The 26,312-nt window shown below is 70.0% G+C and carries 22 protein-coding genes, 1 tRNA gene and 1 other RNA gene; 7 read left to right on the top strand and 17 right to left on the bottom strand.

The features are described 5' to 3' along the window. Positions 1-17: 17 nt before the first annotated feature. Together AABM36_RS00895 and AABM36_RS00890 are read right to left on the bottom strand one after the other, a co-directional pair. The gene (locus AABM36_RS00895; protein WP_019309881.1) at positions 18-737 is read right to left on the bottom strand and encodes a succinate dehydrogenase/fumarate reductase iron-sulfur subunit; all 720 of its coding nucleotides are present in this window, start codon (positions 735-737) and stop codon (positions 18-20) included. After that, positions 737-1,732 carry a hypothetical protein gene (locus AABM36_RS00890; protein WP_019309882.1) on the bottom strand — a complete coding sequence of 332 codons (996 nt, stop codon included), beginning with the start codon at positions 1,730-1,732 and terminating at the stop codon, positions 737-739. Before AABM36_RS00890 ends, AABM36_RS00895 begins: the two co-directional genes overlap by 1 nt. 282 nt (positions 1,733-2,014) lie before the next feature. Between AABM36_RS00890 and AABM36_RS00885 the strand changes: the two genes are divergently transcribed. Beyond that, positions 2,015-2,428 (top strand): hypothetical protein, encoded by a 414-nt coding sequence (locus AABM36_RS00885; RefSeq protein WP_047978869.1) that lies wholly within the window; start codon positions 2,015-2,017, stop codon positions 2,426-2,428. Positions 2,429-2,540: 112 nt separating this feature from the next. Here AABM36_RS00885 and AABM36_RS00880 read toward each other — a convergent pair whose 3' ends face one another. Continuing rightward, positions 2,541-3,095 carry a DinB family protein gene (locus AABM36_RS00880; protein WP_019309885.1) on the bottom strand — a complete coding sequence of 185 codons (555 nt, stop codon included), beginning with the start codon at positions 3,093-3,095 and terminating at the stop codon, positions 2,541-2,543. A gap of 262 nt (positions 3,096-3,357) precedes the next feature. On the opposite strand from AABM36_RS00880, the gene AABM36_RS00875 reads away from it, so the two are divergent. Further along, positions 3,358-4,422 carry an alcohol dehydrogenase gene (locus AABM36_RS00875; protein ID WP_019309886.1) on the top strand — a complete coding sequence of 355 codons (1,065 nt, stop codon included), beginning with the start codon at positions 3,358-3,360 and terminating at the stop codon, positions 4,420-4,422. A 241-nt stretch (positions 4,423-4,663) separates the two neighbouring features. Here the strand turns inward: AABM36_RS00875 and cls are convergent, their stop codons facing one another. The 12 genes from cls to ffs form a co-directional block, all read right to left on the bottom strand. Continuing rightward, entirely contained in the window at positions 4,664-6,154 is a 1,491-nt protein-coding gene (gene cls, locus AABM36_RS00870; RefSeq protein WP_019309887.1) for a cardiolipin synthase, read from the bottom strand. Positions 6,155-6,163: 9 nt separating this feature from the next. Beyond that, positions 6,164-6,679 carry a GNAT family N-acetyltransferase gene (locus AABM36_RS00865; protein WP_019309888.1) on the bottom strand — a complete coding sequence of 172 codons (516 nt, stop codon included), beginning with the start codon at positions 6,677-6,679 and terminating at the stop codon, positions 6,164-6,166. 47 nt (positions 6,680-6,726) lie between these two features. Next, entirely contained in the window at positions 6,727-9,024 is a 2,298-nt protein-coding gene (gene purL, locus AABM36_RS00860) for a phosphoribosylformylglycinamidine synthase subunit PurL (RefSeq protein WP_019309889.1), read from the bottom strand. A 173-nt stretch (positions 9,025-9,197) separates the two neighbouring features. Then, a complete protein-coding gene (purQ, locus tag AABM36_RS00855; RefSeq protein WP_019309890.1) occupies positions 9,198-9,989 on the bottom strand; it encodes a phosphoribosylformylglycinamidine synthase subunit PurQ in 792 nt (263 codons plus the stop codon). 2 nt (positions 9,990-9,991) lie between these two features. Further along, positions 9,992-10,249: a phosphoribosylformylglycinamidine synthase subunit PurS gene (gene purS / locus AABM36_RS00850; protein WP_019309891.1), complete on the bottom strand. Its 258-nt coding sequence runs from the start codon at positions 10,247-10,249 to the stop codon at positions 9,992-9,994. A 208-nt stretch (positions 10,250-10,457) separates the two neighbouring features. Continuing rightward, complete coding sequence (locus AABM36_RS00845) at positions 10,458-10,817, bottom strand: Rieske 2Fe-2S domain-containing protein (protein ID WP_019309892.1); 360 nt, start codon at positions 10,815-10,817, stop codon at positions 10,458-10,460. Then, the gene (locus tag AABM36_RS00840; protein ID WP_019309893.1) at positions 10,814-11,722 is read right to left on the bottom strand and encodes a hypothetical protein; all 909 of its coding nucleotides are present in this window, start codon (positions 11,720-11,722) and stop codon (positions 10,814-10,816) included. The genes AABM36_RS00845 and AABM36_RS00840 overlap by 4 nt, the downstream gene beginning before the upstream one ends. Continuing rightward, the gene (locus AABM36_RS00835) at positions 11,715-12,200 is read right to left on the bottom strand and encodes a MarR family winged helix-turn-helix transcriptional regulator (RefSeq protein ID WP_019309894.1); all 486 of its coding nucleotides are present in this window, start codon (positions 12,198-12,200) and stop codon (positions 11,715-11,717) included. The genes AABM36_RS00840 and AABM36_RS00835 overlap by 8 nt, the downstream gene beginning before the upstream one ends. A 16-nt stretch (positions 12,201-12,216) precedes the next feature. Then, entirely contained in the window at positions 12,217-13,503 is a 1,287-nt protein-coding gene (locus tag AABM36_RS00830) for an aspartate kinase (RefSeq protein WP_019309895.1), read from the bottom strand. Between the two features lie 151 nt (positions 13,504-13,654). Continuing rightward, complete coding sequence (recR, locus tag AABM36_RS00825; RefSeq protein WP_019309896.1) at positions 13,655-14,260, bottom strand: recombination mediator RecR; 606 nt, start codon at positions 14,258-14,260, stop codon at positions 13,655-13,657. 167 nt (positions 14,261-14,427) lie between these two features. Further along, positions 14,428-17,637 carry a DNA polymerase III subunit gamma and tau gene (locus AABM36_RS00820; protein ID WP_019309897.1) on the bottom strand — a complete coding sequence of 1,070 codons (3,210 nt, stop codon included), beginning with the start codon at positions 17,635-17,637 and terminating at the stop codon, positions 14,428-14,430. Positions 17,638-17,701: 64 nt separating this feature from the next. Then, an RNA gene (gene ffs, locus AABM36_RS00815) (signal recognition particle sRNA small type) lies at positions 17,702-17,798 on the bottom strand. Between the two features lie 236 nt (positions 17,799-18,034). On the opposite strand from ffs, the gene AABM36_RS00810 reads away from it, so the two are divergent. From AABM36_RS00810 to AABM36_RS00790, 5 genes are all read left to right on the top strand, one after another. Continuing rightward, positions 18,035-19,186, top strand: coding sequence for an ABC transporter ATP-binding protein (locus AABM36_RS00810; RefSeq protein WP_019309898.1), 1,152 nt, complete (start codon positions 18,035-18,037; stop codon positions 19,184-19,186). A gap of 74 nt (positions 19,187-19,260) precedes the next feature. Next, entirely contained in the window at positions 19,261-20,493 is a 1,233-nt protein-coding gene (locus AABM36_RS00805; protein WP_019309899.1) for a sugar ABC transporter substrate-binding protein, read from the top strand. Next, positions 20,490-22,118 (top strand): ABC transporter permease subunit, encoded by a 1,629-nt coding sequence (locus AABM36_RS00800; protein ID WP_019309900.1) that lies wholly within the window; start codon positions 20,490-20,492, stop codon positions 22,116-22,118. The genes AABM36_RS00805 and AABM36_RS00800 overlap by 4 nt, the downstream gene beginning before the upstream one ends. Before the next feature lies 1 nt (position 22,119). Further along, on the top strand, positions 22,120-23,076 hold the full coding sequence (locus AABM36_RS00795; protein WP_223110251.1) for a sugar ABC transporter permease: 957 nt from the start codon (positions 22,120-22,122) through the stop codon (positions 23,074-23,076). A gap of 143 nt (positions 23,077-23,219) precedes the next feature. Then, a tRNA-Ser gene (locus AABM36_RS00790) sits at positions 23,220-23,304 on the top strand. Between the two features lie 189 nt (positions 23,305-23,493). Here AABM36_RS00790 and AABM36_RS00785 read toward each other — a convergent pair. After that, complete coding sequence (locus AABM36_RS00785; protein WP_019309902.1) at positions 23,494-23,889, bottom strand: hypothetical protein; 396 nt, start codon at positions 23,887-23,889, stop codon at positions 23,494-23,496. 267 nt (positions 23,890-24,156) lie between these two features. Then, positions 24,157-26,103 carry an ExeM/NucH family extracellular endonuclease gene (locus AABM36_RS00780; protein WP_423446748.1) on the bottom strand — a complete coding sequence of 649 codons (1,947 nt, stop codon included), beginning with the start codon at positions 26,101-26,103 and terminating at the stop codon, positions 24,157-24,159. Between the last annotated feature and the right edge of the window lie 209 nt (positions 26,104-26,312).

Here is a 26,312-nt window from a genome sequence, read left to right as displayed (position 1 = left end):
GGCGGTGCCGTCGGGTCTCAGCGCTCGGTGGGCCCTCCGGGTGCCGGGTACCGGTCCGGGAAGCTGCGGTGCAGGTTCTCCCGTGCCACCGACGTGAGGTTCTCCAGCGGCAGCCCCGCGGGGCACACCTCGGTGCAGTCCCCCAGCAGGGAGCACGGACCGAACTCCCGGTCCGCGGCGTCCAGGACCTTGGCGGCGCGCTCGTCACGTTCCTCGGGGGTCTTGGCCAGCGGCGGCAGGTGCTTGAGCATGGTGCCCACGAACAGCTGTCCGGAACCGTTGGGGCACGCGGCGATGCACGCGCCGCAGCTGATGCAGCCGGCGGTGTTCAGCGCCTTCATGGCCACCGGGAACTTGGCCTCCTTGGACACACGCCGCAGGGATTTCTTGTCCACGGCCAGGTCCTTCGTGACGGGCAGCGCCCCGGCGCGCAGGGGTTCGAGGAAGACCTCGTCCCCGTCCCGGTAGGCGTTCAGGGACTGCATGCACGAGGCCCTGTTGCGGTCCGGGCCGTGCGGCACGCCGTCCACGGTCACGCCGCACTTGCCGCAGATGCCCTCGCGGCAGCCGTCGTCGAAGCTCACGGGCTCGTCCCCCTGGCGTTCCAGGGTCTCGTTGACGGCGTCCAGCAGCTCGAGGACGCTCATGTCCTCGCGCGCCTGGACGGGGTGGACGGTCTCGAAGCCCCCGGGGGTGTCGGCGTCCGCCTGGCGCCACACGTGCACGGTCAGCAGCATCAGCGCACCACCTTGAAGGATACGGCCAGGGGAATACTCGCGTTGCCCACGGCGACGACGGCGCCCACGGCCTTCGCGGCGACATCCACCCGGTGCACGCGCCGGGCCGTGGTCGTGAGCCCGGTGTCCAGCGCGGCCGTGCGGAGCCCGTGGACCATGTGCCCGGCCAGCGCCGCCATGGAGGTCGTGTAGAACACCGCCACCACGGGCCGGGAGAGGCTGCCCACCAGGTTCCCGTAGGCGTCCCCGTGCTTGAAGGCACGCGAGGCCGCCGGGCGGGTGCCCGTGGTCAGGTCCAGCACGTGATAGGTCACGAACAGGCCGAGCACCGCACCCGTGGAGCGCATGGAGCGGGCGATGACCTGGGGGACCGAGCGGCGTCGTCCCCGGGGGCGACGGCGGGGGGCATCGGCCTCGAAGCGGCCCGGGAGGAAGGCGCCGTCGAACGGGGCGCGACGGTAAACCTTTGCTGTGCCCGTCGACCGCTCGGGTGCGCCCGTGGGTCGCCCGGGCAGCGCGAGGCGGGGGCGCCGGTCCACCACCGTGGCGACCTGCCGCGTGACCTGCCGGACGGTTCCCGCCACGGTGCGTCCCTCGGCGCGCCAAGCCCGCAGGGTCAGGTCCGTGCCGGCGGCCACGTGGGTGGCCGTGCTCGCGAGCAGCCCGATCCGCGCCGCCCACAGCAGGGTGTTCGCGGGCAGGACCGGCGCGCCCGCGTGGCGCAGCAGCAGCGCGTAGCGGTTGTACCGCTCCCGCCCCAGGTAGACCTGCATGTTGCCCGCCATGTGTCCCACGGTGAACACGCTCAGCACAGTCCCAGAGGCGGCCATCGCGAGTTTCAGGTCTGCGTTCGACGCCGCTCCCACCGAGGCCTGCCACGCGCCCGTGGTCGCCGGGGCGGCGTCGTCGCCGGCGGTGGCGTCTGCGGCCCGGCGCGGGGGCGGCGCAGCGGTCGGTGCGGTGCCCTGGCGCGAGGGAGGGGTGGCGGGGTTCATCACTGAGCCATCTTAGAAGCTCCCCGGGAGGGTCATCAGTTCCCGGGGTCACACGCGGTCATGCCCGTTGCGCACCGGACACGGCACCCGCCCCGGGGGTCGCACGACGCCGCTGCGGTGCGTCCCGCGCGCACGTCCGGGTGTCGTGCTCGGGGGCGGCTGCGCTGCGCCGCTCTTGAGGTGCCGGCCGTGGTGTGTGAGCGTGGAGACCATGCAGCCTGGATACGACGACCTCGCCGAGGGGTACACGCGCGCGTTCCCCATCAAGCTCACGAGTGCGTCATGAGCGGCACGGCCAAGGAGTGGGGCACGCTGGCGGAGCTGTGTCTGGTGCTGGCGGGGATCCCGCTGGCGGTGATGGCTCCCCAGGTGCTGTGGCAGGTCTTCGGGGAACACCAGGCCACCGGGCCGCTCACCCTGCTGGCTCAGTTCCTGGCCACGTGCGTGGTCCTGGTGGTGCTCATGCTGGTGGACACGCTCGTGGACGCCGCATTCCTGGCCCTGACCCGGAACACAGTGGCCACCCAGATCTGCTCCGCCGTCGTGTTCGTGCTGGTGATTGCCGCGCTCTTCTCCGTGTGGGTGCCGTGGTCCGTGGGGCTCGTGCTGGTCAGCGTCGTCTCGGCTCTCGTGCTGCTGCTGTTCTCGAAGCTCACGACCGAGCGGTACAAGGGCTTGCTGGAGCGGGACAGCTGAGCGCGGAGCCCCGGTGTGAACATCCGCCGGGATGTGCGGGAGGCGCGGCAGACGGCGTCCCGCTAGCCGTCCCCGCGGCCCCGCCAGTACCACGGGCCGGTCTGCCGTCCGCTCAGTCCCCCGTGACTCCGTCGAGCGCCTCCCGCAGCAGGTCCGCGTGGCCGCAGTGGCGGGCGTACTCCTCGATCATGTGGGTGATCACCCAGCGCGCGCTCATGTCTCCGCCAACGGGCCGTTTCACCGGGGCGTCCAGCGGGTTGGCGTGCTCCGCGGCGAAGAGGACCCACCGCTGCCGAGACGTCTCCACGGCTGAGGACCAGAGGGACCGCAGCTGCGCGGCGTCGTCGTCCGGGGCCGAGTTCCAGTCCCAGTCGGGGTCCTGCTGCCACTCCACCGCATCCCACGGTGAGCACGGTTCACGCCCGCCGAGCACGTGGCAGAACCAGTGGTCCTCCACGTAGGCGAGGTGTTTGAGCATCCCGCCCAGTGTCATGGAGGTGGGCAGCGGTCTGCTGTGCAGCTGTTCCGTGCTCAGTCCCTCCGTCTTCCAGCGGATCGTCGCACGCAGGAAGTCCAGGAACCCGAACAGGGTGGTGGTCTCGTCTCCGCGCTGGGGCGGTTCTGGGCGGCCATGCTCGTCCACGGCGGGTGATGTCATGCGGCTCACACTAGGCCTCGGGGCGCCGGACCGCCGTGTGCCACACCGGCGGACGACGCCGCTCGGCCCCGCAGTCCCGCCCCGCGCGTCGATTGCCCCAGCCCCGCCGCGTCGTGGTGCGCTGGCGCAGCGCCCGGGCCGCCGTGCGCAGTTGTTACTCCAGAGTCGACATGATGCCCCGAACCGGTGTTGCCTCTGTGTGACGCGGCCTACAGTGACAGTGCAGCCCACATGTGAAGTGCACATCCGAATATGCTGCGAAGGAGCAACCATGAAGGTCTTCGGTCACGCAGAGCCCGGTTCCCCGGCGGAGGAGATGGACGTCGACCGCCCGGCCCTGGAGGGGACGGACGTCATCGTCCGGGTCACGCACTCGGGGGTGTGCCACTCGGACGTGCACTGTCAGGACGGCTACTTCGACCTCGGCGACGCCGGCCACTACGAACTGACCGCCGCGGGTGCCCAGTACCCGGTGGTGCTCGGCCACGAGATCGTGGGGGAAGTGGTGGCCACCGGCCCGGACGCCACCGTGCAGCCCGGTGACACCAAGTACATCGTCTACCCCTGGATCGGCTGCGGCGAGTGCAAGGCCTGCCGGGAGGACCGCGAGAACTACTGCAGCGGGAAGAAGCGCAACCTGTCCGTGCAGCGCAGGGGCGGCTACGCCGAGGAGGTGCACGTTCCGGGGGAGCGCTACCTGATCCCGCTGGGCGACATCGACCCGTCCTTCGGCGCCACGCTCGCGTGCTCCGGGCTGACGTCCTTCTCCGCCGTGCAGAAGATCATGCCGGTTCCCGCGGACAAGCCCGTGGCCGTGATCGGCGCCGGCGGCGTGGGGCTCATGACCATTGCCGTGCTCAAGGCCCTGGGCCACGAGAACATCGTGGCCGTGGACATGAGCCAGGCCGCCCTGGAGAATGCCACCGCGGTTGGCGCCTCCGCGACCGTGACCGTGGGCGGGGAGAACCTGGTCAAGGACATCGTCGCGGCCGGCGGGGAGAAGATCGCCGCGGCCATCGACCTGGTCAACAACGGGGACACCTCCAGCGCCGCGCTGTTCGCCATGGCCAACGGCGGCACCCTGGTGAGCGTGGGGCTGTTCGGCGGCCAGTACTCGTTCCCCACCGCGCTCGCGGCGTTCAACCTGCTGAACATCCGCGGCAACTTCGTGGGCAGCCTCCCCGAGCTCAAGGAGCTCGTGCAGCTCGCCCAGGACGTGGACCTGCCCCGGCCGCCCATCGTGGAGGTCCCGCTCAGCGCCGAGCAGGTCAACGCGTCCCTGGAGGGACTGCGCAACCGCACCGTCAACGGCCGCGCGGTGCTCGTGGCGGACTGACCTGCACCGGGCCCCGTGCCCACCGCGCACGACGACGCCGTCGCCGCCCCGATCTCACGGGTTGGCGACGGCGTTCGCGCACCCGGGCGCGGAACGCGCACGCGGGCACACCCCCGGCGCGGTCCGGCCCCTCATGCCCCACCCGGGCCGCCCGGCTCCGTGTGGGCAGCTCGGAGTGGACGATGCGGAGGGGACGGACGACGCCGCACCGGGCCGCGCGGCGTCGTCGTCCGGGGTGGTGTCAGAGCAGGCCGGAGGTGAGGCGGCAGATGTTCTCCACGTACTTGCGCCCCAGGGAGCGCTGCTCCCACGCGGCCACGTCCAGGAGCGTGGAGCACGCCGTGAAGTCCTCGACCACGCGTTCCATGCGGGCGCGGAACTCCCGGTCCACGATCATCACGGAGACCTCGAGGTCCAGGGCGAAGGAACGCTCGTCCATGTTGGAGGAGCCGATCACGGAGACGATGTCGTCCACGAGCACGAACTTGGCGTGCAGCACCGTGGGGGAGCTGTAGCGGTAGATCTCCACACCGGCGCGCGCCAGCTCGGAGTAGTACGAGTTCTGGGCGTGCTGCGCGAGGAACTGGTCAGAGGTCTCCCCCACGAACAGCTGGATCTGCACCCCGGCCTGCGCCTCCGTGGTGAGGGCATGGAGCAGGGACTCGTCCGGCACGAAGTACGGGCTGGAGATCACCACCCGGCGGTTGGCGTTGTAGATCAGGTGGTTGAACAGCCGCAGGTTGTTCTCGGTCTCGAAGCCGGGCCCGGAGGGGACCACCTGCGCGTACGCGGGCCCGGGGCTCGGCTCCAGGGCGGAGGGGGACTCGTCCAGCAGCAGGTCGTCCGTCTCGGAGTACCAGTCGGAGACGAACACGGCGTTGAGCTCCGTGACCACGGCGCCGGTGCAACGGATCATGAGGTCACGCCACTGGCGGCCCTTCCGGATGTTCTTCCGCTTGTTGTACGAGCGGTGGATGATGTTCTGCGAGCCCGTGTGGGCCACCCGGCCGTCCACCACCAGGATCTTGCGGTGGTTGCGCAGGTCCGGGCGCTGCCACTCCCCGCGCCACGGGCGGATGGGCAGCATGCGGCGCCACGGCACACCGGAGCGGTCGAACTCCTTGACCAGTTCGGCGTAGCCGGGGTATCCCAGGGAGCCCACGTGGTCGATGAGGATGCGCACGCGCACGCCCCGCTCGTGGGCCCGGATCAGGGCGTTGAGCAGGTCGCGGGAGACCTGGTCCACGGCCACGATGTAGAACTCGAAGTGCACGTAGTCCGTGGCGGCGTCCACGTCCGCGGCCATCCGCGCCATGTTCTCGTGGTTGTCGGGAAGGATCTCGAAGTGGTTGCCGCCCACCATGGGCAGCGCGCCCAGGTTCTGGTTGAGTTCCGCCGTGGTGCGCACCCACTGGGGGTAGCGCTCCAGCTCGCGGTCCACGGCCACCCCCGGGGGAGTGTTCTCCTGGATCACGTGGTTCATCCGTGCCTGCTGCTCCATGCGCTTGCGCGGCAGGCGGGCGGAGCCGAGCACCAGGAACAGCACGATCCCCGCGTACGGCACCAGGAAGATGGCCAACAACCACGCGAGCGCCACGGACGGGCGGCGCCGGTGGGGGATCCAGCCCAGGGCCACGATCTTGAGCAGCAGGTCCAGCCCCGCGAGGGCCACCAGGATCCACTCGGGCAGGGTGTCCGCGGGCAGCAGGTTGAAGGGTATCCAGGGGCTCACGGGAGTGGCTCAGGGGCGCGGCAGGCGGTAGGAGTCCTCCGTGCCGTCGGAGGGCAGGGGCTGGAACCCGCACCGCGCGAGGACGTGGTGTGCGGGGTGCTCGCCCGTGGGCACCGAGGCCTGGACCGCGCGCACGTCGGGATCCTCGAAGGCTTCCTCCAGCAGGGCGCGCAACCCCTCGGTGGCGAGCCCCTGGCCCCGGTGCTGCGGCACCAGGGACCCCTCGACCTCGAGCTCGTGGTCCATGGCGGGTCCCGTGAACCCCGCCGCGCCGATGACCTGGCCCGAGGAGCGCTCCACCACGGCCCGCTGCGCGCACCGGGACTCGATGAAGTAGTGCTGCCCGGCGGCCACGGCGTCCCGGGCCCAGTCCTGGTTCTGCAGCGAGGGGAAGCCCTCCGCGAAGTGGGGCAGGGAGGTGCCCGAGGCGACGGCCTCCAGCTCGTCCGGCGTGAACGGCCGCAGCTCCAGCCGACGCGTGACTATCGGCCCCGGGGGCTCGTCGCCCGGCAGCTCGTCCACCATTCCCACACCCTCCAAAGTCTCTCGTGCCGCCCGCTCACTCGCGGAGCTCAGCCGAAGTGCCGCGGCAGCGTGTCCTCGTGAGCGGCCCGCAGCTCGTCCAACGGCACCGCGAACTCCCCCTGGAAGTCCAGGGATCCGTTCTCGGTGTCCACGACACCGATCCTTGCGAAAGGATAGTTGCGCACGGTGCACATGTCCCGGAAGCGGACCTCCTCGGAGCGCGGCACGCTCACGACGGCGCGCGCCTGGGTCTCGGAGAACAGCAGCGTGAACAGGTCCAGGCCGTCACGCTCGGCCACCTCGCCGAGGCTGATGCGGGCGCCCACGCCGAAGCGCAGGGCCATCTCGGCGAGCGTGGCGGCGAGCCCGCCCTCGGCGACGTCGTGCGCGGCGTCGATCATGCCGTCCCGGGACATGTTGATCAGCATGTCCGCGAGCACGCGCTCCCGGTCCAGGTCCACGCGCGGGGGCGTGCCGCCCAGGTGGCCGCGGATGCGCGCCCACTCGGAGCCGTCCAGCTCGTCCGCGGTCTCTCCCATGAGGTAGACCGCCTGGCCGTCCTCGCGCCAGCCCGAGGGGGTGCGGCGCGTGACGTCGTCGAACACGCCCATCATGGCCACCACCGGGGTGGGGTTGATGGCCACACCGCCGGTCTGGTTGTAGAGGGACACGTTGCCGCCCGTGACGGGCACGCCGATGGCCTGGCAGCCGTCCGCGAGACCGCGCACGGCCTCCGCGAACTGCCACATCACGTCCGGGTCCTCGGGGGAGCCGAAGTTCAGGCAGTCGGAGACCGCCACGGGGCGGGCGCCCGCGGTGGCCACGTTGCGGTACGCCTGCGCGAGGGCGAGCTGCGCGCCGTGGTACGGGTCCAGGCGGGTGTAGCGGCCGTTGGAGTCCGTGGACAGGGCCACGCCCAGGTTGCTGCGCTCGTCCACGCGGACCACGCCGGCGTCGTCGGGCATGGCCATGGCCGTGTTGCCCTGCACGTAGCGGTCGTACTGGCTGGTGACCCACTCCTTGGAGCACAGGTTGGGGGAGGCCATCAGCTCGAGCAGCGCGGGGCCGAGCTCCGCACCGGACGGGCGCGCGGCGTCCTCGGGGGAGCCGGTGAAGTGCGCTTCCTGCAGGGCGTCCTGGGACGCGGGGCGGTCATAGGGGCGCTCGTAGACGGGGCCGTCGTGGGCCACGGTGCGCGGATCCACGTCCACGATCACCTCGCCCTGGTAGTCGATGACCAGCCGGCCGGTGTCCGTGACCTCCCCGATCCACGAGTACTCGACGTCCCACCTGGCCATGACCGCCTCGAAGGCCTCGACCTTCTCGGGGGTGACCACGGCCATCATCCGCTCCTGGGACTCGGACATGAGGATCTCACCCGGGGTCAGCGAGGGATCGCGCAGCAGCACCTCGTCCAGGTTCACCCGCATCCCGCCGTCCCCGTTGGAGGCCAGCTCGGAGGTGGCGCAGGAGATGCCCGCCGCCCCGAGGTCCTGGATGCCCTCCACCAGGGAGGACTTGAACAGCTCCAGGCAGCACTCGATGAGCACCTTCTCCGCGAAGGGGTCACCCACCTGCACGGCGGGGCGCTTGGAGGGCTTGGAGTCGTCGAAGGACTCCGACGCCAGCACGGACGCACCGCCGATGCCGTCACCGCCGGTGCGCGCTCCGAAGAGCACCACCCTGTTGCCCGTGCCGGAGGCGGTGGCCAGGCGGATGTCCTCGTGGCGCATCACGCCCACGGCCAGCGCGTTGACCAGGGGGTTGCCCTGGTAGCAGGGGTCGAACTCCACCTCGCCGCCGATGTTCGGCAGCCCCAGCGAGTTGCCGTAGCCGCCCACGCCGGCCACGATCCCGTGCACCACGCGCTGGGTGTCCGGGTGGTCGATCGCGCCGAAGCGCAGCGGGTCCATCACGGCCACGGGGCGGGCACCCATGGAGATGATGTCCCGCACGATCCCGCCCACGCCCGTGGCCGCACCCTGGTAGGGCTCCACGTAGGACGGGTGGTTGTGGGACTCGATCTTGAACGTCACGGCCCAGCCGTCCCCGATGTCCGTGACACCGGCGTTCTCCCCGATGCCCACCATGAGATTCTGGCGCATCTCGTCCGTGACCTTCTCGCCGAACTGGCGCAGGTGCACCTTGGAGGACTTGTAGGAGCAGTGCTCGGACCACATCACGGAGTACATGGCCAGCTCCGCCGCGGTGGGGCGGCGGCCCAGGATCTCCTTGATGCGCTCGAACTCGACCTCGTTCAGGCCCAGCTCGGCCCAGGGCAGCTCGGTGTCCGGGGTAGCGGTGGCGTGCTCCACGGTGTCCAGGTTGAAGTGCGTTTCACTCATGACGTCTGCGGGTCCCTTACGTGAACGGGTGGGGCGTGAGGTGCGCTCACGCCGGTTCGTGGTGGCTGGTGGGTGCTGCGCGGTGGCGGTGGCCCGCTCGCGGCGGAGGGGAGGTCGGCCTGCCGTGCGCTGGGGCACGACGACGCCGCCCAGGTCCGCGGCGTCGTCGTCCGTCAGCGGGTCAGGCGCTCCAGGACGGAGACGAACACGTCCAGCCCGTCCGTGCCCTCGCGCATCCCCACGGTGCCGGCGCCGGAGAGGTCCGCGCCGAAACCGGGCTCCACGGCGTGCTCGGGGTGCGGCATGAGCCCCACCACGTTGCCCTGCGCGTTGGTGATCCCGGCGATGTCGTTGCGGGAGCCGTTCGGGTTGCCGCCCGTGTAGCGGAAGACCACGCGGTGCTCGGCCTCGAGCTCGTCCAGGGTGCGCTGGCCCGCCACGTACTGCCCGTCCTGGTTCTTCAGCGGCACCACGATCTCCTGGCCGGCCGTGAAGCGACCGGTCCACGCAGTGTCCGCGTTCTCCACGCGCAGGCCCTGGTCCCGGCAGATGAACTTCAGCTGCTCGTTCTTGATCATGGACCCGGGCAGCAGGTGCGCCTCGGTGAGCACCTGGAAGCCGTTGCAGATCCCGAGCACGGGCATCCCGCCGTCCGCGCTCGCCGCGTCCACGATCTTGTCCATGAGCGGGGCGAAGCGCGCGATCGCGCCGGCCCGGAGGTAGTCGCCGTAGGAGAAGCCGCCGGGCAGGATCACCGCGTCCACGCCCTGCAGGTCCTCGTCCGCGTACCACAGCGGCACGGCAGTGCCGCCGGCGATCTCCACGGCGCGGGCGGCGTCGCGGTCGTCCAGGGTGCCGGGAAAGGTCACCACGCCCACGCGCACGGCCGCGAGGCGGGAGTCCGGGGCGGGCTGGGAGAGGTCCGCCACCAGGGGGGTCTGCTCGGCGGTCAGGTTCTGGGCCACGCTCAGTGCTCCTCGGGCAGTGCGCTGACGTTGACCACGTCCTCGATCACCGGGTTGGAGAGCAGCTTCTCCGCGGCCTCGCGGGCCTGCGCGAGCACCTGCTCGGTGGCCTCGCCCTCCACGGTGAGCTCGAAGCGGCGGCCCTGGCGGACCTCGGTGAAGCCGCTGAGACCGATGCGGGGCAGCTCGTTCGCAATGGCCTTGCCCTGCGGGTCGAGGATCTCCGGCTTGGGCATGACGTCGACGACGATTCGGGCCATGGAACGCTCCTGTACGCGGTGTGGGAACTGTGGGGCGCGCGGAGTCGGTGCCGTCTCACGTCGGGCGCGTCCGGGAGCGTTCCCCGGGCGACGACGACGCTCCGCGAGCTTGCGCTCCCCACTCTAGTGGGTGCCCGCGACCCGCTCCGGCATCAGCGGACCGCAACTCTCGATTTCCGGCCCACCCCGGGGAGAGCCGGTGCGGGACTCACACGTCCACCTCGACGAGACCGGCCACCTCCCGGCACGGGACCTCCGGCAGGTTCTTGGCCGGGTCCGGGGGTGCGGTGCGGCCCATCTCCAGGGCCAGCCGGGATCCCTGGAAGGTGCCCGCGAGGTCGAAGACCCAGTAGTGGTTGGGGCATTCCAGCGCATCGGCGCCCTGCTCCGCCGAGCGGCACACGGTGGCGCCCTGGTGCGGGCACTCATTGCGCAGGGCCCGCAGGAACCCCGCGGAGTCCCGCGTGAGCACCAGGGAGGCGTCCCCCACACGCACCGGGACCGCACTGGACGGCCCCGCGAGCGCGCGGGTGACCGCGGCGGCGTCGGGAACCTGCTGCCAGCTCACGCGGCGGCGGCCAGGATGCGGTCCGTGGCGGAGACCAGGCGGTGCCGCAGCTCCGTGCCGCGTGCGGCGAACGCGCGCTGCCGCCGCACGTACTCGGCCTTGCCCTCGGGGGTCTCGATCCGCACGGGCTCGTAGCCCCAGTCCGCGAGGTCGTAGGGGGAGGCCTCCATGTCCGTGACGCGCACGTCCCACGCGAGCTCGAAGCAGTCCGCAAGCAGCTCCGAGTCCACCGCGGGCAGCAGCTTGTACGCCCACTTGTAGAGGTCCATGCTCGCGTGCAGGCACCCCGGCTGCTCCATGGTGCGCTGGGCCTCGCGCGTGGGCTGCAGCTCGTTGCGCTCCACGGCCTGCGGCTGGAAGAAGCGGAACGCGTCGAAGTGCGAGCACCGGATCCGGTGGCCCTCCACCACGGCATCGGTGCCGCTCGCGCCCAGGCGCAGCGCCGCGTTCTCGTGGCGCACGCCGTTCTCGTCCGCGCGATACGCCATGGCCCACTCGTGCAGCCCGAAGCAGTCGAACGTGCCGGACTTGGCCGCGGTGTTCGCCAGGATCTCGCGCGTGAACTTCACCGCCGTCTCCCGCTTGGCCACGAACGCGTGCGCATCCACGACGACGCCGCTCGCGGCCTCCCGTGCGGCCACGGCGGCCAGCTCCGCGGCGGTGGCGGGGCGGTAGAACTTCCAGTCCGCGCGCTCCGGGGCGCCGAGCAGGACAACCCCGGGGCCCGGGTGCCAGCGGGTGAACTGCGCGGGGGAGAGCGTGTAGTAGGTGAAGAGGAAGTCCTCCACGGGGTGCTTCTCCCCGCGGGAACGGCGCTCCAGGAACGGCTCCGTCCAGCGGGAGACCCGGTCCTGGTGGGCCCGTTCCCTCCGGGTCCACTCCTCCCGGCTGAGGACCTCACGCACGGGTGCCGTCCTCCTCGTTCTCCTGCGCGTTCTCCTGTGCGGTGGCGATCAGCAGGTGCATCTCTTCGTTGAGCCGTTGCACCTGTTCCGCAGTGACCCGCAGCCGGCGCATCATCTCCTCCGGGACCTGCACGGCCCGTTCCCGCAGCGCAGCACCCTCGGGCGTGACGGTCACGGCGAGCGCGCGCTCGTTGCCCGGATCCCGCTCCCGGGTGATGAGCCCGCGGGCCTCCAGGCGCTTGAGCAGCGGGGAGAGCGTGGCGGAATCCTGCATGAGGTGCTCACCCAGGTCCTTGACCGTGCGCGGGTGGCGGTCCCACAGGGCCAGCATCACCAGGTACTGCGGGTGGGTCAGGCCCAGCGGCTCCAGGACCGGGCGGTAGCTGTGCACCACCATGCGCGAGGCCACGGACAGGGAGAAGCACAGCTGGTTCGACAGGGCCAGTGGGTCCTCGGCAGGCGTGGGGCGTGTGGTCATGGCAGGTGCGCCGGGGTCAGCGCCCCGTGCCCCCGTAGACGGTCGCTTCCTCGCTGGAGTCCAGGTCGAAGGCCGTGTGGACGGCGCGCACGGCCTCGTCGAGCTTGTCCACGGAGGTCACGATCGAGATGCGGACCTCGGACGTGGAGATCATGTCCACGTTGATGTTCGCGTCCGCGAGCGCCTGGAAGAACTGGAAGGCCACGCCCGTGTTCGTCTTCATGCCCGCCCCCACCAGCGACAGTTTGCCCACCTCGCTGTTGTAGTCCAGGCGGGTGTAGCCGATCTTCTCCTCGGCGGCGCGCAGCAGGTTCATGGCCAGCGTGCCCTGGGACTCGTCCAGGGTGAAGGACACGTCCGTGAGCGGGTGCTCGCCGGTGGAGACGTTCTGCACGATCATGTCCACGTACACCTCGGAGTCCGCAAGCAGGCGGAAGATCCGTGAGGCGATGCCCGGGTGGTCCGGTGCGCCCACGATCGTGATCTTGGCCTGGCTGCGATCATGAGCGATACCGGCGATCAGCGGCTGTTCCAAGGGGATCTCCTTCTGGGGAGTGAGGATCTCGTCGGGGCTGGGCAGGACCCAGGTGCCCTCGTTGTGGGTGAAGGACGAGCGGACGTGCAGCGGGACGTTGAAGCGGCGGGCGTACTCCACGCAGCGCAGGTGCAGGATCTTGGCGCCGTTCGCCGCCAGTTCCAGCATCTCCTCCGAGGAGACCCGGTCCAGCTTCTGGGCCGAGGGCACGATGCGCGGATCCGCGGAGTACACGCCGTCCACGTCCGAGTAGATCTCGCACACGTCCGCCTTGAGGGCTGCGGCCAGCGCCACGGCGGTGGTGTCCGAACCGCCACGGCCGAGCGTGGTGATGTCCTTAGAAGACCGGTTCATGCCCTGGAAACCGGCGATGATCGCCACGTTGTCGTTGTCCAGCGCCTCCTGAACCCGCAGCGGGCTGACCTCCACGAGCTTGGCCGCACCGTGGGCGCCGTCCGTGATCATGCCCGCCTGGGAGCCCGTGAAGGACTGCGCCGGGACGCCGAGGTCCGAGATGGCCATGGCCAGCAGCGCCATGGAGATCCGCTCACCCGAGGTCAGCAGCATGTCCAGCTCGCGGGCGGGTGGCTTGCGGGCCACCTCGTTGGCGAGGTCCAGGAGGTCGTCGGTGGTGTCGCCCATGGCGGAGACGACCACGACCACCTGGTTGCCGGCGTTGCGGGTCTCGGCCACTCGCCGGGCGACCCTGCGGACGCCGTCGGCATCGGCGACCGACGAGCCGCCGAACTTCTGGACAATGAGGCTCATGCATTCCTCTCGCGGACGGGCACCTGCCCTGTGCGGGCGGGCGGTCTCGGGGATTCTGCTCCATGCTACTGGTTCGGGGAACCGCCGATCACGGGATCACGGGGCGGCTCCGGGCAGGCAGGCGCACTGTCCGGCGGGCCAGCGCGGTGCCCTACGTGGCCTCCGAGACCACAGTGCGGCCCTCGAACGCGCGGCCCAGTGTGACCTCGTCCGCGTACTCCAGGTCACCGCCCACAGGCAGCCCGGAGGCCAGACGGGTGACTCGGATGCCCAGGGTCTTCAGCAGTCGGGACAGGTACGTGGCCGTGGCCTCGCCCTCGAGGTTGGGGTCCGTGGCCAGGACGATCTCCTGCACCGTCTCGTCCGACAGCCGGGTCATCAGCTCCCGGATGCGCAGCTGGTCCGGGCCCACTCCCTGCAGCGGGGAGATGGCGCCGCCCAGCACGTGGTAGAGCCCGCGGTAGCTGCGGGTGCGCTCAATGGCCATGACGTCCTTGGACTCCTCCACCACGCAGATCACGCTGCGGTCCCGGCGGGCATCCCGACAGATGGCGCACTCCTCCTGCTCGGTCACGTTGCCGCAGACCACGCAGAAGGACACGGAGGTCTTCACCGTGGAGATGGCGTCCACGAGCTGCTGGACCTCGTCCTTGTCCGCGTCCAGCAGGTGGAACGCGATGCGCTGCGCGGACTTGGGGCCCACGCCGGGCAGGCGTCCCAGCTCGTCGATGAGGTCTTGGACCGGTCCTTCGTACACGGTGCTCCTTCAGGAAGATGGTGGTGGCCGGAGCCGCGGGCCGGCGGGTCACCGTACGGTGGTGCGGCGGGGCAGTGTCGCGGGAGGGCGGCTACGCGGCCCTGTGGCTCGGTGCGCGGCACGCTGTGGCGTCCTGTGGTGCCGGGCGGGCCGTTGTGGCGCGCCGGTCACTGGCTCGCGTCGTGCGCCCGCTCGTCGATGAGCATCCCCCCCAGGATGCGTTCGATCGCGGCCTTCCCGTACAGGGACGAGTCCTCCAGGGATTCGTCGTCCGCGCCCGGGACGAAGTTCTCCTCGTCCACGCCGGGGCTGCGGGTGCTGGGCGGCGCGATGTTCGCGGATCCTCTGCTGGCCGCCGCGATGGCTGCCGCGTGGCGCTCGCGCCAGCCGCGACGCGGGGTTCCCGGGCCGCCCGTGCTGCCCAGGGAGCTCTCCGCGGCGTCGGAGGGCGCGGCAGGGGCAGAGGCCGGCGACGCCGACGGGCTCGGCTCGTCGTACATGTCCGCCGGGGGTTCGTCCTCCAGTGGAGGGGGCGGTTCTTCGGGGCTCCAGTACTCGGGACCGCGGTCGGCGGAGGGGCGGTGAGCCGGGGCGGTCGACGGGCCGTGGTCCTGCCGACCCCCACCGTGAGGGCTGGGACGCAGTGCGTCGTCGTCCTGGGTTCCCTCGGCGGAGCCGCCGTCCCGAGGGTCGGGGACGTGAGCGGACCCCACCGCGCCGATCTTGGAACCGGTTGCCTGCTCGCTTCTCTGGGTCCCGTCCATGGCCGCGGCGCCCGGTGCGCGGCGCCCACGACCGTCACGGGCGAGGGGCTCACCGGTGGGGGAGCCGGAGCCGTCCGGTGCCGGGTTTCCGGGCCGGGGATCGGGGCTTGTGGCGGTGCCGGGATCCTCGGCTGCTCCGGACGACGAGTCGACCGGCGGCGCCGAGGAAGACGCGGTGTCTGTGGGTTCGGCCTCCCGGGGTGCCTGGGTGCTCTGAGGTTCGGAGCTCGTTCGGCTCTCTCCGGACTCGGTGCCCGGCTGGGGGATTGCGGCCACGGACCACGAGGTGACCGGTTCGTCGTCCTCCGGTGGTGCGGTGTCGGAGCCGCGCGACCCGCGCGGCTGCGCCTCCTGTGGGGCTGGCTGCCCACCGGGCCCTTCCCGGAACGGTGGCGCGGACGATCCCTGCGGGAACCCGGGGCCCGCTTCATCGGAGGACGGTGCCTGCCGCCGTCGGTTGACTCCGAAGCCCTCCGGCTCCCGGAAGTAGTCCGGCTGCTCCTGGGAGGACGACGGGTCCGTGGCAGAAGGACCGCGAGGGGCGCGAGGTGCTGGACCTCGCCCGCCAGGGCCCTTCCCGGGGCCGGCGGACGGTCCGTCTGCGCCGCCGCCCTGGCCCCTCGTGTCCCCGGGACGCACAGCCTCGACCCCGCACTCCAGACCCACCACGTTCTGGATGGCAGCGCGGACGTCCGCCTCGAAGCGGGGGAAGTTCATGATGTCGCCGTCACCCTCGAAGGCGATGCGCAGCGTGGAGTTCTCGTAGGCGATGGGGGTGCCGCGCACCGTGATGGCCCAGGCCACACGCCGGATCTCCGCCAGCGCGGACACGATCTCCGGCCAGGAGGAGCGCAGCAGCTCCAGCTCGCCGCTCGTGACGTCACTGGCGGCGGCGTCGCCCCCGCCGGAGTCGCTCCCGCCGGAGTGCTCGGCGTGCTGAGAACCAGCAGCCTGCTGTCCCGGTGCTGCTGCGGTGTCTCGACCGGCGGGACGACCCGTGGCGGATCCACCGCGTTCGCGCTCGGAACGGGGCCGGTCGGACGCGTTGTTCTGTGCTGCGGCTTCGGGGTCGGACGTGGTCCCGTCTGCGGGCGGGTGACTTCCCTGGGGACCGCGAGCCTCTTCCGGGACCGGGTCACCGGCGGCGGGGTGCTCGCTGCCCTGCGGATCCTCCGCCTCGTCCTCGGGGATCGAGGGCTCGGCGATGTCCGGTGTGGTCATGGCGGAGCGGCCCGGTTCCGAGCCGTCCTGCCGGACGGGCCCGGACGGCGTCGGGTCCGAGGGCTCACGGGCGGGAGCCGTAGAAGAGTCGGGGTCCGACGACGCGTCGGGGGCCACGGGTGCGATCTCGGGAGCACCGGGTACGTGAGCTGCGGGCGCGTCGCTCTGTTCCACCGTTCCCGACGCAGCGGGCACCTCTTGGCCGCCCTGCCGGATCCCGGCGCCCCGCGGGATGCTGAGGCGCCGCTCCAGCCGGTCCACGCGGGAGGTGATGCCGCGGGTGGTGTCGTCCGCGGAGGGCAGCAGGATGCGGGCGCACAGCAGCTCCAGGTGCAGCTGCGGGGAGGTGGCCCCCGTCATCTCGTTGAGCGCCTCGTTGGTGATGTCCGCGGAGCGGGAGAGTTCTGCGGCGCCCAGCTGGGTGGCCTGGTTGCGCAGGCGGTTGATCTGGTCCGTGGGCATCCCGTGCAGGATGTTGGCGGCAGAATCCGGGACGGCGTTGACCACCACGAGGTCACGGAAACGTTCCAGCAGGTCCTCCACGAACCGGCGGGGGTCCTGCCCGGTCTGGATCACGCGGTCCACGGAGGAGAACACCGTGGCGGCGTCCCCGGCGGCGAAGGCGTCCACGACGTCGTCCAGCAGAGCCGCGTGGGTGTAGCCGAGCAGGGCGACCGCGAGGTCGTAGGTGAGCCCGCGCTCGTCCGAGCCCGCCATGAGCTGGTCCAGGACGGACAGCGAGTCGCGCACGGACCCGCCGCCGGCGCGCACCACCAGGGAGAGCACACCGGGTTCGGTGGTGACGCCCTCCTCCTGGCACAGCTGCTCGAGGTAGCGCATGAGGGGCTCGGGCGGCACCAGCCGGAAGGGGTAGTGGTGCGTGCGGGAGCGGATGGTGGTGAGCACCTTGGAGGGCTCCGTGGTGGCGAAGATGAACTTCACGTGCTCCGGCGGCTCCTCCACGATCTTCAGCAGTGCGTTGAAGCCCTCGCGCGTGACCATGTGGGCCTCGTCGATGATGAAGATCTTGTAGCGGTCCCGTACGGGTGCGAAGGTGGCGCGCTCCCGCAGGTCACGCGCGTGGTCCACGCCGCCGTGGGAGGCGGCGTCCATCTCGATGACGTCCAGCGAGCCGGCACCGTCCCGGGCCAGGTCCTGGCAGGACTCGCACCGTCCGCACGGGGTGGCCGTGGGCCCCTCGGCGCAGTTCAGGCAGCGGGCGAGGATGCGAGCGGACGTGGTCTTGCCGCAGCCCCGGGGGCCGGAGAAGAGGTAGGCGTGATTGACCCTGTTCTTGCGCAGCGCGGTCATCAGCGGCTCGGTCACGTGCTCCTGACCGATGACGTCCTCGAAGGTCTCCGGGCGGTAGCGGCGGTACAGGGCGGTAGTCACAGACAAGACTCTAGCGGGGGTCGCAGACGCCCTCAGGGGGCTCGTGCACATGGGGAGCCAGGAACGTGAAGACCCCCCGTGCACCCGCCAGAGCCCATATACCCTTGCTGCCTTCCGGCCCTGGGGGAGTTTTACGAGATGGCGCCACACGAGGGGCTGGCCACTACTTTAGCCCAAGCGCGCGCCGAGTTCGAACCCGCGCCACGTACCGTGCGGTCCCAGCCACTGCCTCGGCGAGGAGTCATGTCGGACAGATTTGGGGGCCGTGGGCGTGCCGCCCGTGAATCCGATTGAGCGCCACCTATATTGAGTGACGCACCTCACTGTCACATCTGCCGTGAGGGTCCCCGAGGGGCACCCGGTCACCCGCGGGATCCCGAGAAAGGAGCTCCGGCTCATGGCATCTGTCACCTACGACCACATCACGTGCCAATACCCGGGCGCCGAGCGACCTTCCGTGACGGATCTCGATCTGGACATCGCCGATGGGGAGTTCTTGGTTCTGGTCGGCCCGTCGGGTTGTGGCAAGTCCACCACGCTGCGCATGCTCGCGGGCCTCGAGGAGGTGACAGACGGTCGCATCTTCATCGGCGACCGTGACGTCACGGATGTTCCCGCCAGAGACCGCGACATCGCCATGGTCTTCCAGAACTACGCGCTGTATCCCCACATGACCGTGGCAGAAAACATGGGCTTCGCCCTGAAGATCGCGAAGGTCAACGCCGCCGAGCGTCGTCGCCGCGTGGAGGAGGCCGCCGCCGTCCTGGACCTGACGCCCTATCTCGACCGCAAGCCCAAGGCGCTTTCCGGCGGACAGCGACAGCGTGTGGCCATGGGGCGGGCCATTGTCCGCTCGCCCCAGGTGTTTCTCATGGATGAGCCGTTGTCCAACCTGGATGCCAAGCTGCGCGTCCAGACGCGCACACAGATCGCCGCGCTGACGCGGCGCCTCGGGGTCACCACCGTGTACGTGACCCACGACCAGGTCGAGGCCATGACCATGGGAGACCGGGTGGCGGTGCTCAAGGACGGTCATCTCGTCCAGGTGGACACCCCGCGCAACCTCTACGACCACCCGAACAGCGAGTTCGTGGCGGGCTTCATCGGATCACCCGCCATGAACCTCTTCCGTGTTCCCGTCGAGGGCGACCACCTCACGCTGGGCTCCATGAAACTCTCGCTGACCCGGGATCAGTGCCAGGCGATCACAGGGGACTCCGTGACGGTGGGCATCCGTTCCGAGGACCTGCTCCCGGCTTCGGACGGCCACGGTCTGCCCATTGCCGTAGAGATGGTGGAGGAGCTCGGGGCGGACGCCTACGTCTACGGCCATCTGGCTCCGCTCACCGCGGCCAACACCGTCGTCCGTGTTGAGCCGTCCGCGGCCGCCGCGCAGGGGTACCCGGATGAGGACGCGCCTCCCAGCCCCGTGGTGCTGCGGGCCGAGGGGCGCACACCCCCCGCCGTGGGCGCCACGGTGTGGGTGGCTCCCGTCGCGGAACGCATCCACTTCTTCGACGCGAACGGGGGGCGTCGCCTCCCGGACTGACAGGTTCCCGGCATTCTCCTGCCGACGCCGCTGCCCCACCCCGAGTGCCACCGCCACCGATGAGGATTCATCCCATGATTCATTCCCGACGCTGGGCCGCCGCCGCCGCCGCCTCCCTTGCCCTCCTGCTCACGGGGTGCTCCTCCACCCCCGGGGCGCCAGCTCTCGGAGCGGGCAGCAGCGAGATCATCGTCCAGGCCGGTGAGGACGAGATCCCCGGCCTGCAGAGCACTGCCGAGGAGTACACCCGGGATACAGGTGTGGATGTGCGGTTCGTGCAGCGAGAGATCAACGCTCAGGCGATTTCCAACTTCATCTCGCAGTCGCCCACCGGGCAGGCCCCGGACATCATCGTGTCTCCGCACGACAACCTGGGGCAGCTGGCCGCCAACGGCGTCGTTGCTCCGGTGGAGCTCGGGGACGCCGGTGAGGACTTCACGAAGAACGCCCAGGACGCCGTCAAGTACAACGGCGTGAGCTACGGCGTCCCCTACGGCGTGGAGAGTGTGGCGCTCGTGCGCAACAACGAGCTCACGACGGCGGAGCCCTCCACCTTCGACGATCTGCGGGCAGACGGACACAGGGTCATGAAGGAGCAGGGTGTCTCCTACCCCTTCACGGTGAGCCAGGACCCTGACGCCGGAGATCCTTACCACCTCTATCCCCTGCAGACGTCCTTCGGTGCCGAAGTATTCAAGCGCGAGAAGAGCGGCGAGTACACCGACGAGCTGGCCATGGGTGGCGAGCAGGGGCACCAGTTCGCCGAGTACCTCGCTGACCTGGGCAAGAGCGGAGACCTGCGCACGTCCATGACTCCGGACATCGCCAAGGAGTCGTTCATCAAGGGAGACTCGCCGTACCACATCGCAGGGCCGTGGGACGTCGCAGAGATCGAGGAGGCCGGCATGGACGTCACGGTTCTGCCGGTGCCTCCGGCTGGCCCCGAGGAGGCACGCCCCTTTGCGGGGGTCCGTGCCTTCTTCGTCAACGCCAATGCACAGAACCCCGTGGCCGCCCAGGACTTCGCCGCCAATTATCTGACGCGCGCGGATGCCCAGGACAGCCTGTACGAGAGCACGGGGCGTCCGCCGGCGAGCAAGACCGCCATCGAGAACATCAGTGACGATCCGCTGCGCACCTCCTATGCGGAAATCGCCACCACCGCCCTGCCCATGCCCGCGATCCCGGCCATGGGTGCCGTGTGGTCCTTCTGGGGGACCGCGGAGAACGGCATTGTGGAAGGCGACGGGGCGCCCGTGGAGCTGTGGGACCAGATGATCGCCAACATCGAAGGGCAGATCCAATGAGCACGAACACAGGTCAGCCCCCAGCGGGGTTCGCGGCGCAGAACACCGGCGCCGGCGTCCCCGAGCCAAAGCGCGTGGCTCGGCAGTCCCACTCCCGGGGGTTCGGTGCGGGCTTCCTCGTCAAGCTCGTGCTGATGGCGCTGGTCAACGCCTTCGGGCTCTTCGGCATCCTCTCCGCATGGGCCGCGGGCAGCTGGGCAATCCTGACGTTCCTGGTCCTCGCCCTGGTGGTGGCGGACCTGGTCTACTTCCTCCCCACGCGCAAGCTCCTGCCCGCCAAGTATCTCTACCCTGGCCTTCTCTTCCTGCTGGTATTCCAGGTCTTCGTCCTCCTCTACACGGCGGGTACGGCGTTCACCAACTACGGCGACGGACACAACTCGTCCAAGGAAGCCGCCATCGGACAGCTGACCCGGACGTACGAGCAGAGGGTTGAGGGCAGTCCGCAGTACGAGGTCACCGTCCTGAGCAAGGACGGCGAGCTCGCGCTGGCCACCGTGGAGGACGGCAAGGTCCTCGTGGGAACGGCGGAGCAGCCGCTGGCTCCTGCGGCGGACGCGCAAGTTTCAGGCACCACCGTCGAATCGGTGGCCGGGTACGAGGTCCTGGACCGCGAGCGCATCAATGCCTCGTCCGAGGACCTCATGGCTCTCCGGGTGCCGGCCACGGGTGAACCCCAGGACGGTGCGCTGCGCACGGATGACGGCCGCACCGCCTACGCCTACAACCCCACCCTCGTCTACGACGAGGCACAGAATGCCATGGTCTCCGAGGACGGGACCGTGTACGCCGACAACGGCGAGGGGGCGTTCGTCGGTCCCGACGGTGAGGAGCTGAAGCCCGGTTGGCGGGTGTTCGTGGGGTTCCAGAACTTCGCCACGATCTTCGATCCCGAGATCCTGGGTGGTCCCTTCGTGTCCGTCACGTTGTGGACCTTCACGTTCGCGATCCTCTCCGTGGCGCTGACCTTCTTCCTGGGCCTCATGCTGGCCATCCTGCTGAACGACAAGAACCTCAAGTTCCGCAACGTCTACCGGGCCATCATCTTCCTGCCCTATGCCTTCCCCGCCTTCCTCTCGATCCTCATCTGGGCGGGGTTGCTGAACACGGACTTCGGGTACATCAACAACGTGCTGCTCGGTGGGGCGCACGTGCCGTGGCTGGATGATCCGTGGCTCGCCAAGGTGTCCCTGCTCCTCGTCAACACGTGGCTCGGGTTCCCCTACATGTTCCTGGTCACCACGGGGGCGCTGCAGTCCATCCCGTCGGAGCTCTACGAGTCGGCGGACATGGACGGTGCCCGCGGTGTTCAGAAGTTCCGGTCCATCACCCTGCCGATGCTGATGGTGGCCGTGGGGCCGCTGCTGATTGCCTCGTTCGCCATGAACTTCAACAACTTCAACGTGATTTACCTCCTGACGGGGGGTGGGCCCCAGGACCTGGAGTCCACCACCGGGGTGGGCGCCACGGACATCCTCATCTCGTTCGTGTACAAGATCGCCTTCCAGGGCGGCACCAACGACTACGGCGTGGCGTCTGCGCTGTCCATCCTCATCTTCATCATGGTCGCCGTGGTCTCGGCCCTGACGTTCCGTCGCAGCAAGGCTCTCGAGGAGATCAACTGACATGTCCACTTCATCGACGTCCAGCGCCGCCAGCGCCGAGGTCTCCAACAAGCGCTCCCACCAGGCCCAACTGCCCGCGCGGAGGGGTGCCCGTTCTCGGCTGAGCCCGGGCCAGCGCTTTGCGCGTGGTGGCTGGAAGCACGTGGCTGCCATCGCCACGTGCATCTTCGCCCTGTTCCCCCTCGTGTACGCACTGTCCGCGTCCTTGTCCCCCACGGGGTCCCTGCTGGGTTCCAACGAGCTGTTCGCTCAGGTCACGAGCGCCAACTACCACGACCTGCTCAATGACCCGCAGAACCCGTTCCTGAAGTGGTTCGGCAATTCACTGGTGATCTCGGTGACGACCACGGTGGGCACCGTTCTCATGGGCGCGGCTGCCGCCTACGCGTTCTCCCGGTTCCGCTTCCGCTTCCGCCGCGGTGGACTGATGTCGCTCCTCGTGATCCAGATGTTCCCCCAGCTGCTCGCCTTCGTGGCCATCTTCCTGCTGCTGTTCGGAATATCCGAGGTGTACCCGTTCTTGGGTCTCAACTCCCGCATGGGCCTCGTGGCCGTGTACCTGGGGGGAGCCCTGGGAGCCAACACGTTCTTGATGTACGGGTTCTTCAACACCATCCCCCGGGACCTGGACGAGGCGGCCACGCTGGACGGGGCCTCCCACGCCCAGATCTACTGGACCATCATCCTGCCGCTGGTCTCTCCCATCCTGGTGGTCGTGGGCATGCTGTCCTTCATCGCATCCTTCTCCGACTTCCTCCTGGCTCAGATCGTTCTTCAGGACCCGGAGAAGTACACCTTGGCCGTGGGGCTCTACCAATTCGTGTCCGTGCAGTTCGGAGAGAACTGGGGTGTGTTCACCGCCGGAGCCATGCTGGCGGCCATCCCGGTGGTTCTGCTCTTCCTCTTCCTGCAGCGGTACATCGTCTCCGGTCTCACCGGCGGCGCGGTCAAGGGATGATGGCATCACGGCGAGCGTGCCAACCTGGGGTGGCGTTCGGGCCGTTGAGGAGAATCTGCCGGTCGTGGATTCGCGCGCTGGACGGGAGTTCGGCTATGCTGAATGCCGCACGTGCCCCGCGAGAGCGGAACACGTGCATGCCTGGAGGATTCGCCTAGCGGCCTATGGCGCACGCCTGGAACGCGTGTTGGGTTAACGCCCTCGGGGGTTCAAATCCCCCATCCTCCGCAGCAGACACGAGCCGCGACAACGTTCACGTTGTCGCGGCTCGTGTCATTCGGAGCCGCAGGTCCTTGTAGGACCTGCGGCCTTTTCATGCCGCCCCCGGCGCTGACGTGGCGCACCCGAGGAATCGCTGTGCCGGTCCGGGAACCTCTCTGGCTGCGGCAGCCACGGGCCCCGCAGCCAGGACGGGAACTACTTGCGGCGGGGAGTGAACGAGGTGGAGCACTTCCACGTGGTCTTGCCGGAGACGGCGGTGACGTCCACCCAGACCGTGCGGCCCGGGGTTGCCCCGGCGATGGGGTACTTCACTGCGGCGGTGCCGCGGGCGGAGGCCTTGGCCTGTTTGGTGTTGGTCGTGGTCTTGTACTTCGCGCGGGTGGTCACCTTGGCGTTGGCGCCCACGCGGGACACGTTCACCACCGTGGTGGTCCACTGGCGGGGGTTCTTGACGGAGACACTTGCGGTGCACGGTTTGGCGGAGCTCGCGGCTTCGGCGGGCGCGGCGTCGGCCACGGAGAGACCCGCGGCCAGGGCGAGTGCGAGGACGGTGGCGGCGACGGAACGGCGCAGGGGTGCGGTGGCGACCATGGTGGGTCCTTTGCAGAGGGGGGCGCACTGGGGATTCTGCAGTGCTCGATGATCGACAGCCCGGCCGATCCGTTCCTGCGCCCAAGGGTGATCAGAACAGCAGGATCGTAGCCCCGCCCACGGCGGACCGTGGGTTCGCGAGTGAAAATTACACATGATTGCTCATGGAAAAACCTCACGAGCCGACCGTGCAGACTGCGGGGGCGTGACAGTGCCCCTGCGACCGCCCGCTGGCGGCCACAGGGGCACGTCGTCCGGAGCGAGCTGCTACCGGCCCGCCCGGAACCCGGCGATGGCAGGGTCGTGGTCGGAGGAGGCCGCCGCGTCCGGGCGGTAGTAGTCCAGCGCGGTGGTGCGGTACTGCGCGTACTGCAGCAGCGGCGACTGGCCGGAGTTGACGTTCCACACGTCCGCGCCCGTGGTGCGCTGCTGCAGGCTCCGCGAGACCAGGAGGTGGTCCAGGGAGCCCACCTGCCCGCCGTACACGTAGGTGTGCTCGGCGGCCGCGGGTGCGGAGACGAAGCCAGCCGAGTAGAGGACCTGCATGGGGTCCTCCTGCGTGTAGGAGTTGAAGTCGCCCAGCAGCGCCACGTCCTCGGAGCCGACTCGGTCCGTGAGTTCCGGGATCCAGTCCACCAGCGCCTCGGCCTGGGCCACCCGGGCGGCGTTCCACGCGCCCTGCCCGTCACCGGCATCCGCATTGGGGCCGTCCTTGGGCCCGGAGCCCTTGGACTTGAAGTGGTTGACCACCACGGTGATGGGGGCGTTGGAGCCGCGGCCCTGGCCCTGGGTGGCCGTGAAGGACGCGGCCAACGGAGTCCGGGCGTTCTCGAAGGCCCCGCCGGCGCTCGCCTCGGCACCGAGTGCCTGGGTGTCACCCATCAGGGTCGCCTCGGCGGGCTGGTAGATGATCGCGTTGGTGATGAAGTCCTGGTCCGCCACCGGCTGCAGCTGGGAGGCGTCCACGGGGGCCATGGCCCACTTCTCGTAGCCGGCCGCGCCGTTGAGCGCACCCACCAGGGTGGCCAGCGCCTCGTCCGGCTCCTCCCCGAGCTTCGCGGAGTTCTCGATCTCCATGAGCCCCACCACGGAGGCATCCAGCTGGTTGATCGCCGCCACGGTCTTGGCCTGCTGGCGCTGCAGGTCCGCCGCGTCGTAGGCGCCGCGAACGTCGCAGCCCTGGGCCACGTTGTACGTGCCGTCGGTGGAGTAGTTCCCACCCTTGCACTTCTCCTGCTGGCCCGTGGTGGTGAAGTAGTTCAGCACGTTGAACGAGGCCACGGAGATCTGGCCCCCCACGCGCGGGGTCTTGTCGGAGGCGGGGGTGAAGCGGGCGGGCTCGGTGCCCCGGGTGATCGGGGACGTGGGCTGCAGGCGCCAGGAGTCGTGGCGGTAGTCCACGATCACGGGGGCGGTGATCTTCGCGCGGTCGCCCACCTCCACGGGGTTCTGCGGATCCAGGTACGGCACGGTACGCGCTTCCTGCTTGGGGCTCGCGGCGAAGCCACGGTTGGTGCCGTCGTCCAGGGTCACCGAGATGGCCTCGTTGCGCGCGGCCTGCGCCTCGGCCTCGGGGCTGCCGGGCAGGGCGACGTCGGTGGGCTGGGCTGGGAGCGCCGAGCCCGCCGAGAGCCCGAGCTCTCCGTAGCGACCCACACCGTAGGTGTTCGCCACCCGGTAGTTCTCCCGGGGCTGGTACACCATGGACTCCAAGTTCTCCCGGTAGGAGACGGTGGAGGCCCAGTCGGTGGTGACCGGCTTGACCGGTGCCACCTTCTTGACGACCTTCTTGACGCTCACGTTCCCCGAGAGCTGCGTGAGGCCCTTGTACTCGCCGGCGGTGCCGGTGACCTGCACGGCATCACCCTTCTGCACGGTCACGGGAGCCTGCCCGGTGTAGACGAACAGCCCGGTGGAGGCCGTGGTCCCGGTGATCGTCCCTCCGGAGCCCGGCGTCTGGATCACGAACCCGCCGAGGGATCCGGGTCCTGGCGGGTACACCGCGGTGACCACCGCGGGCTCCGTGGTGACGGTCCGGCCCGCCAGGGGAGTGCTCTCCCCGGTGCCCTGGATGGCGGCGATGCTCGTGGTGCTCGGCGCGGCCATGGCGGGAGCGGCACCGAGTCCTGTGGTGAGAAGCGCGGCGCTGAGCGAGATGGCGAGAGCGCCACGGCGCACTGCGCCGGCGGGGGCGGGGGAGTGGGGTGTGTGCACGGTGATCTCCTGGGCATGGGCTGTGGAAGGGGCTCCGACGAGGGGTGGACGGTCGAGAGGGTTCGAGCGGTCCGTCCGGTCCAGCACTGCTGCCAGTGAGCGTAGGGAGAGCAAAAGGCCAGGTCATGACCGAAAAGTGAACTGTTCGTGAGCCATGTCACGCGGGGAGCAGGCGTGGGGTGGGTTCCCCGGGGCCGGCTCCTCGGTCA

This window comes from Kocuria sp. KSNUG (assembly GCF_049532735.1).
GTDB lineage: Bacteria > Actinomycetota > Actinomycetes > Actinomycetales > Micrococcaceae > Kocuria > Kocuria rhizophila.
Note: the sequence above shows the minus strand (reverse complement) of the source record. Positions and strands in the feature narration are given on the sequence as shown.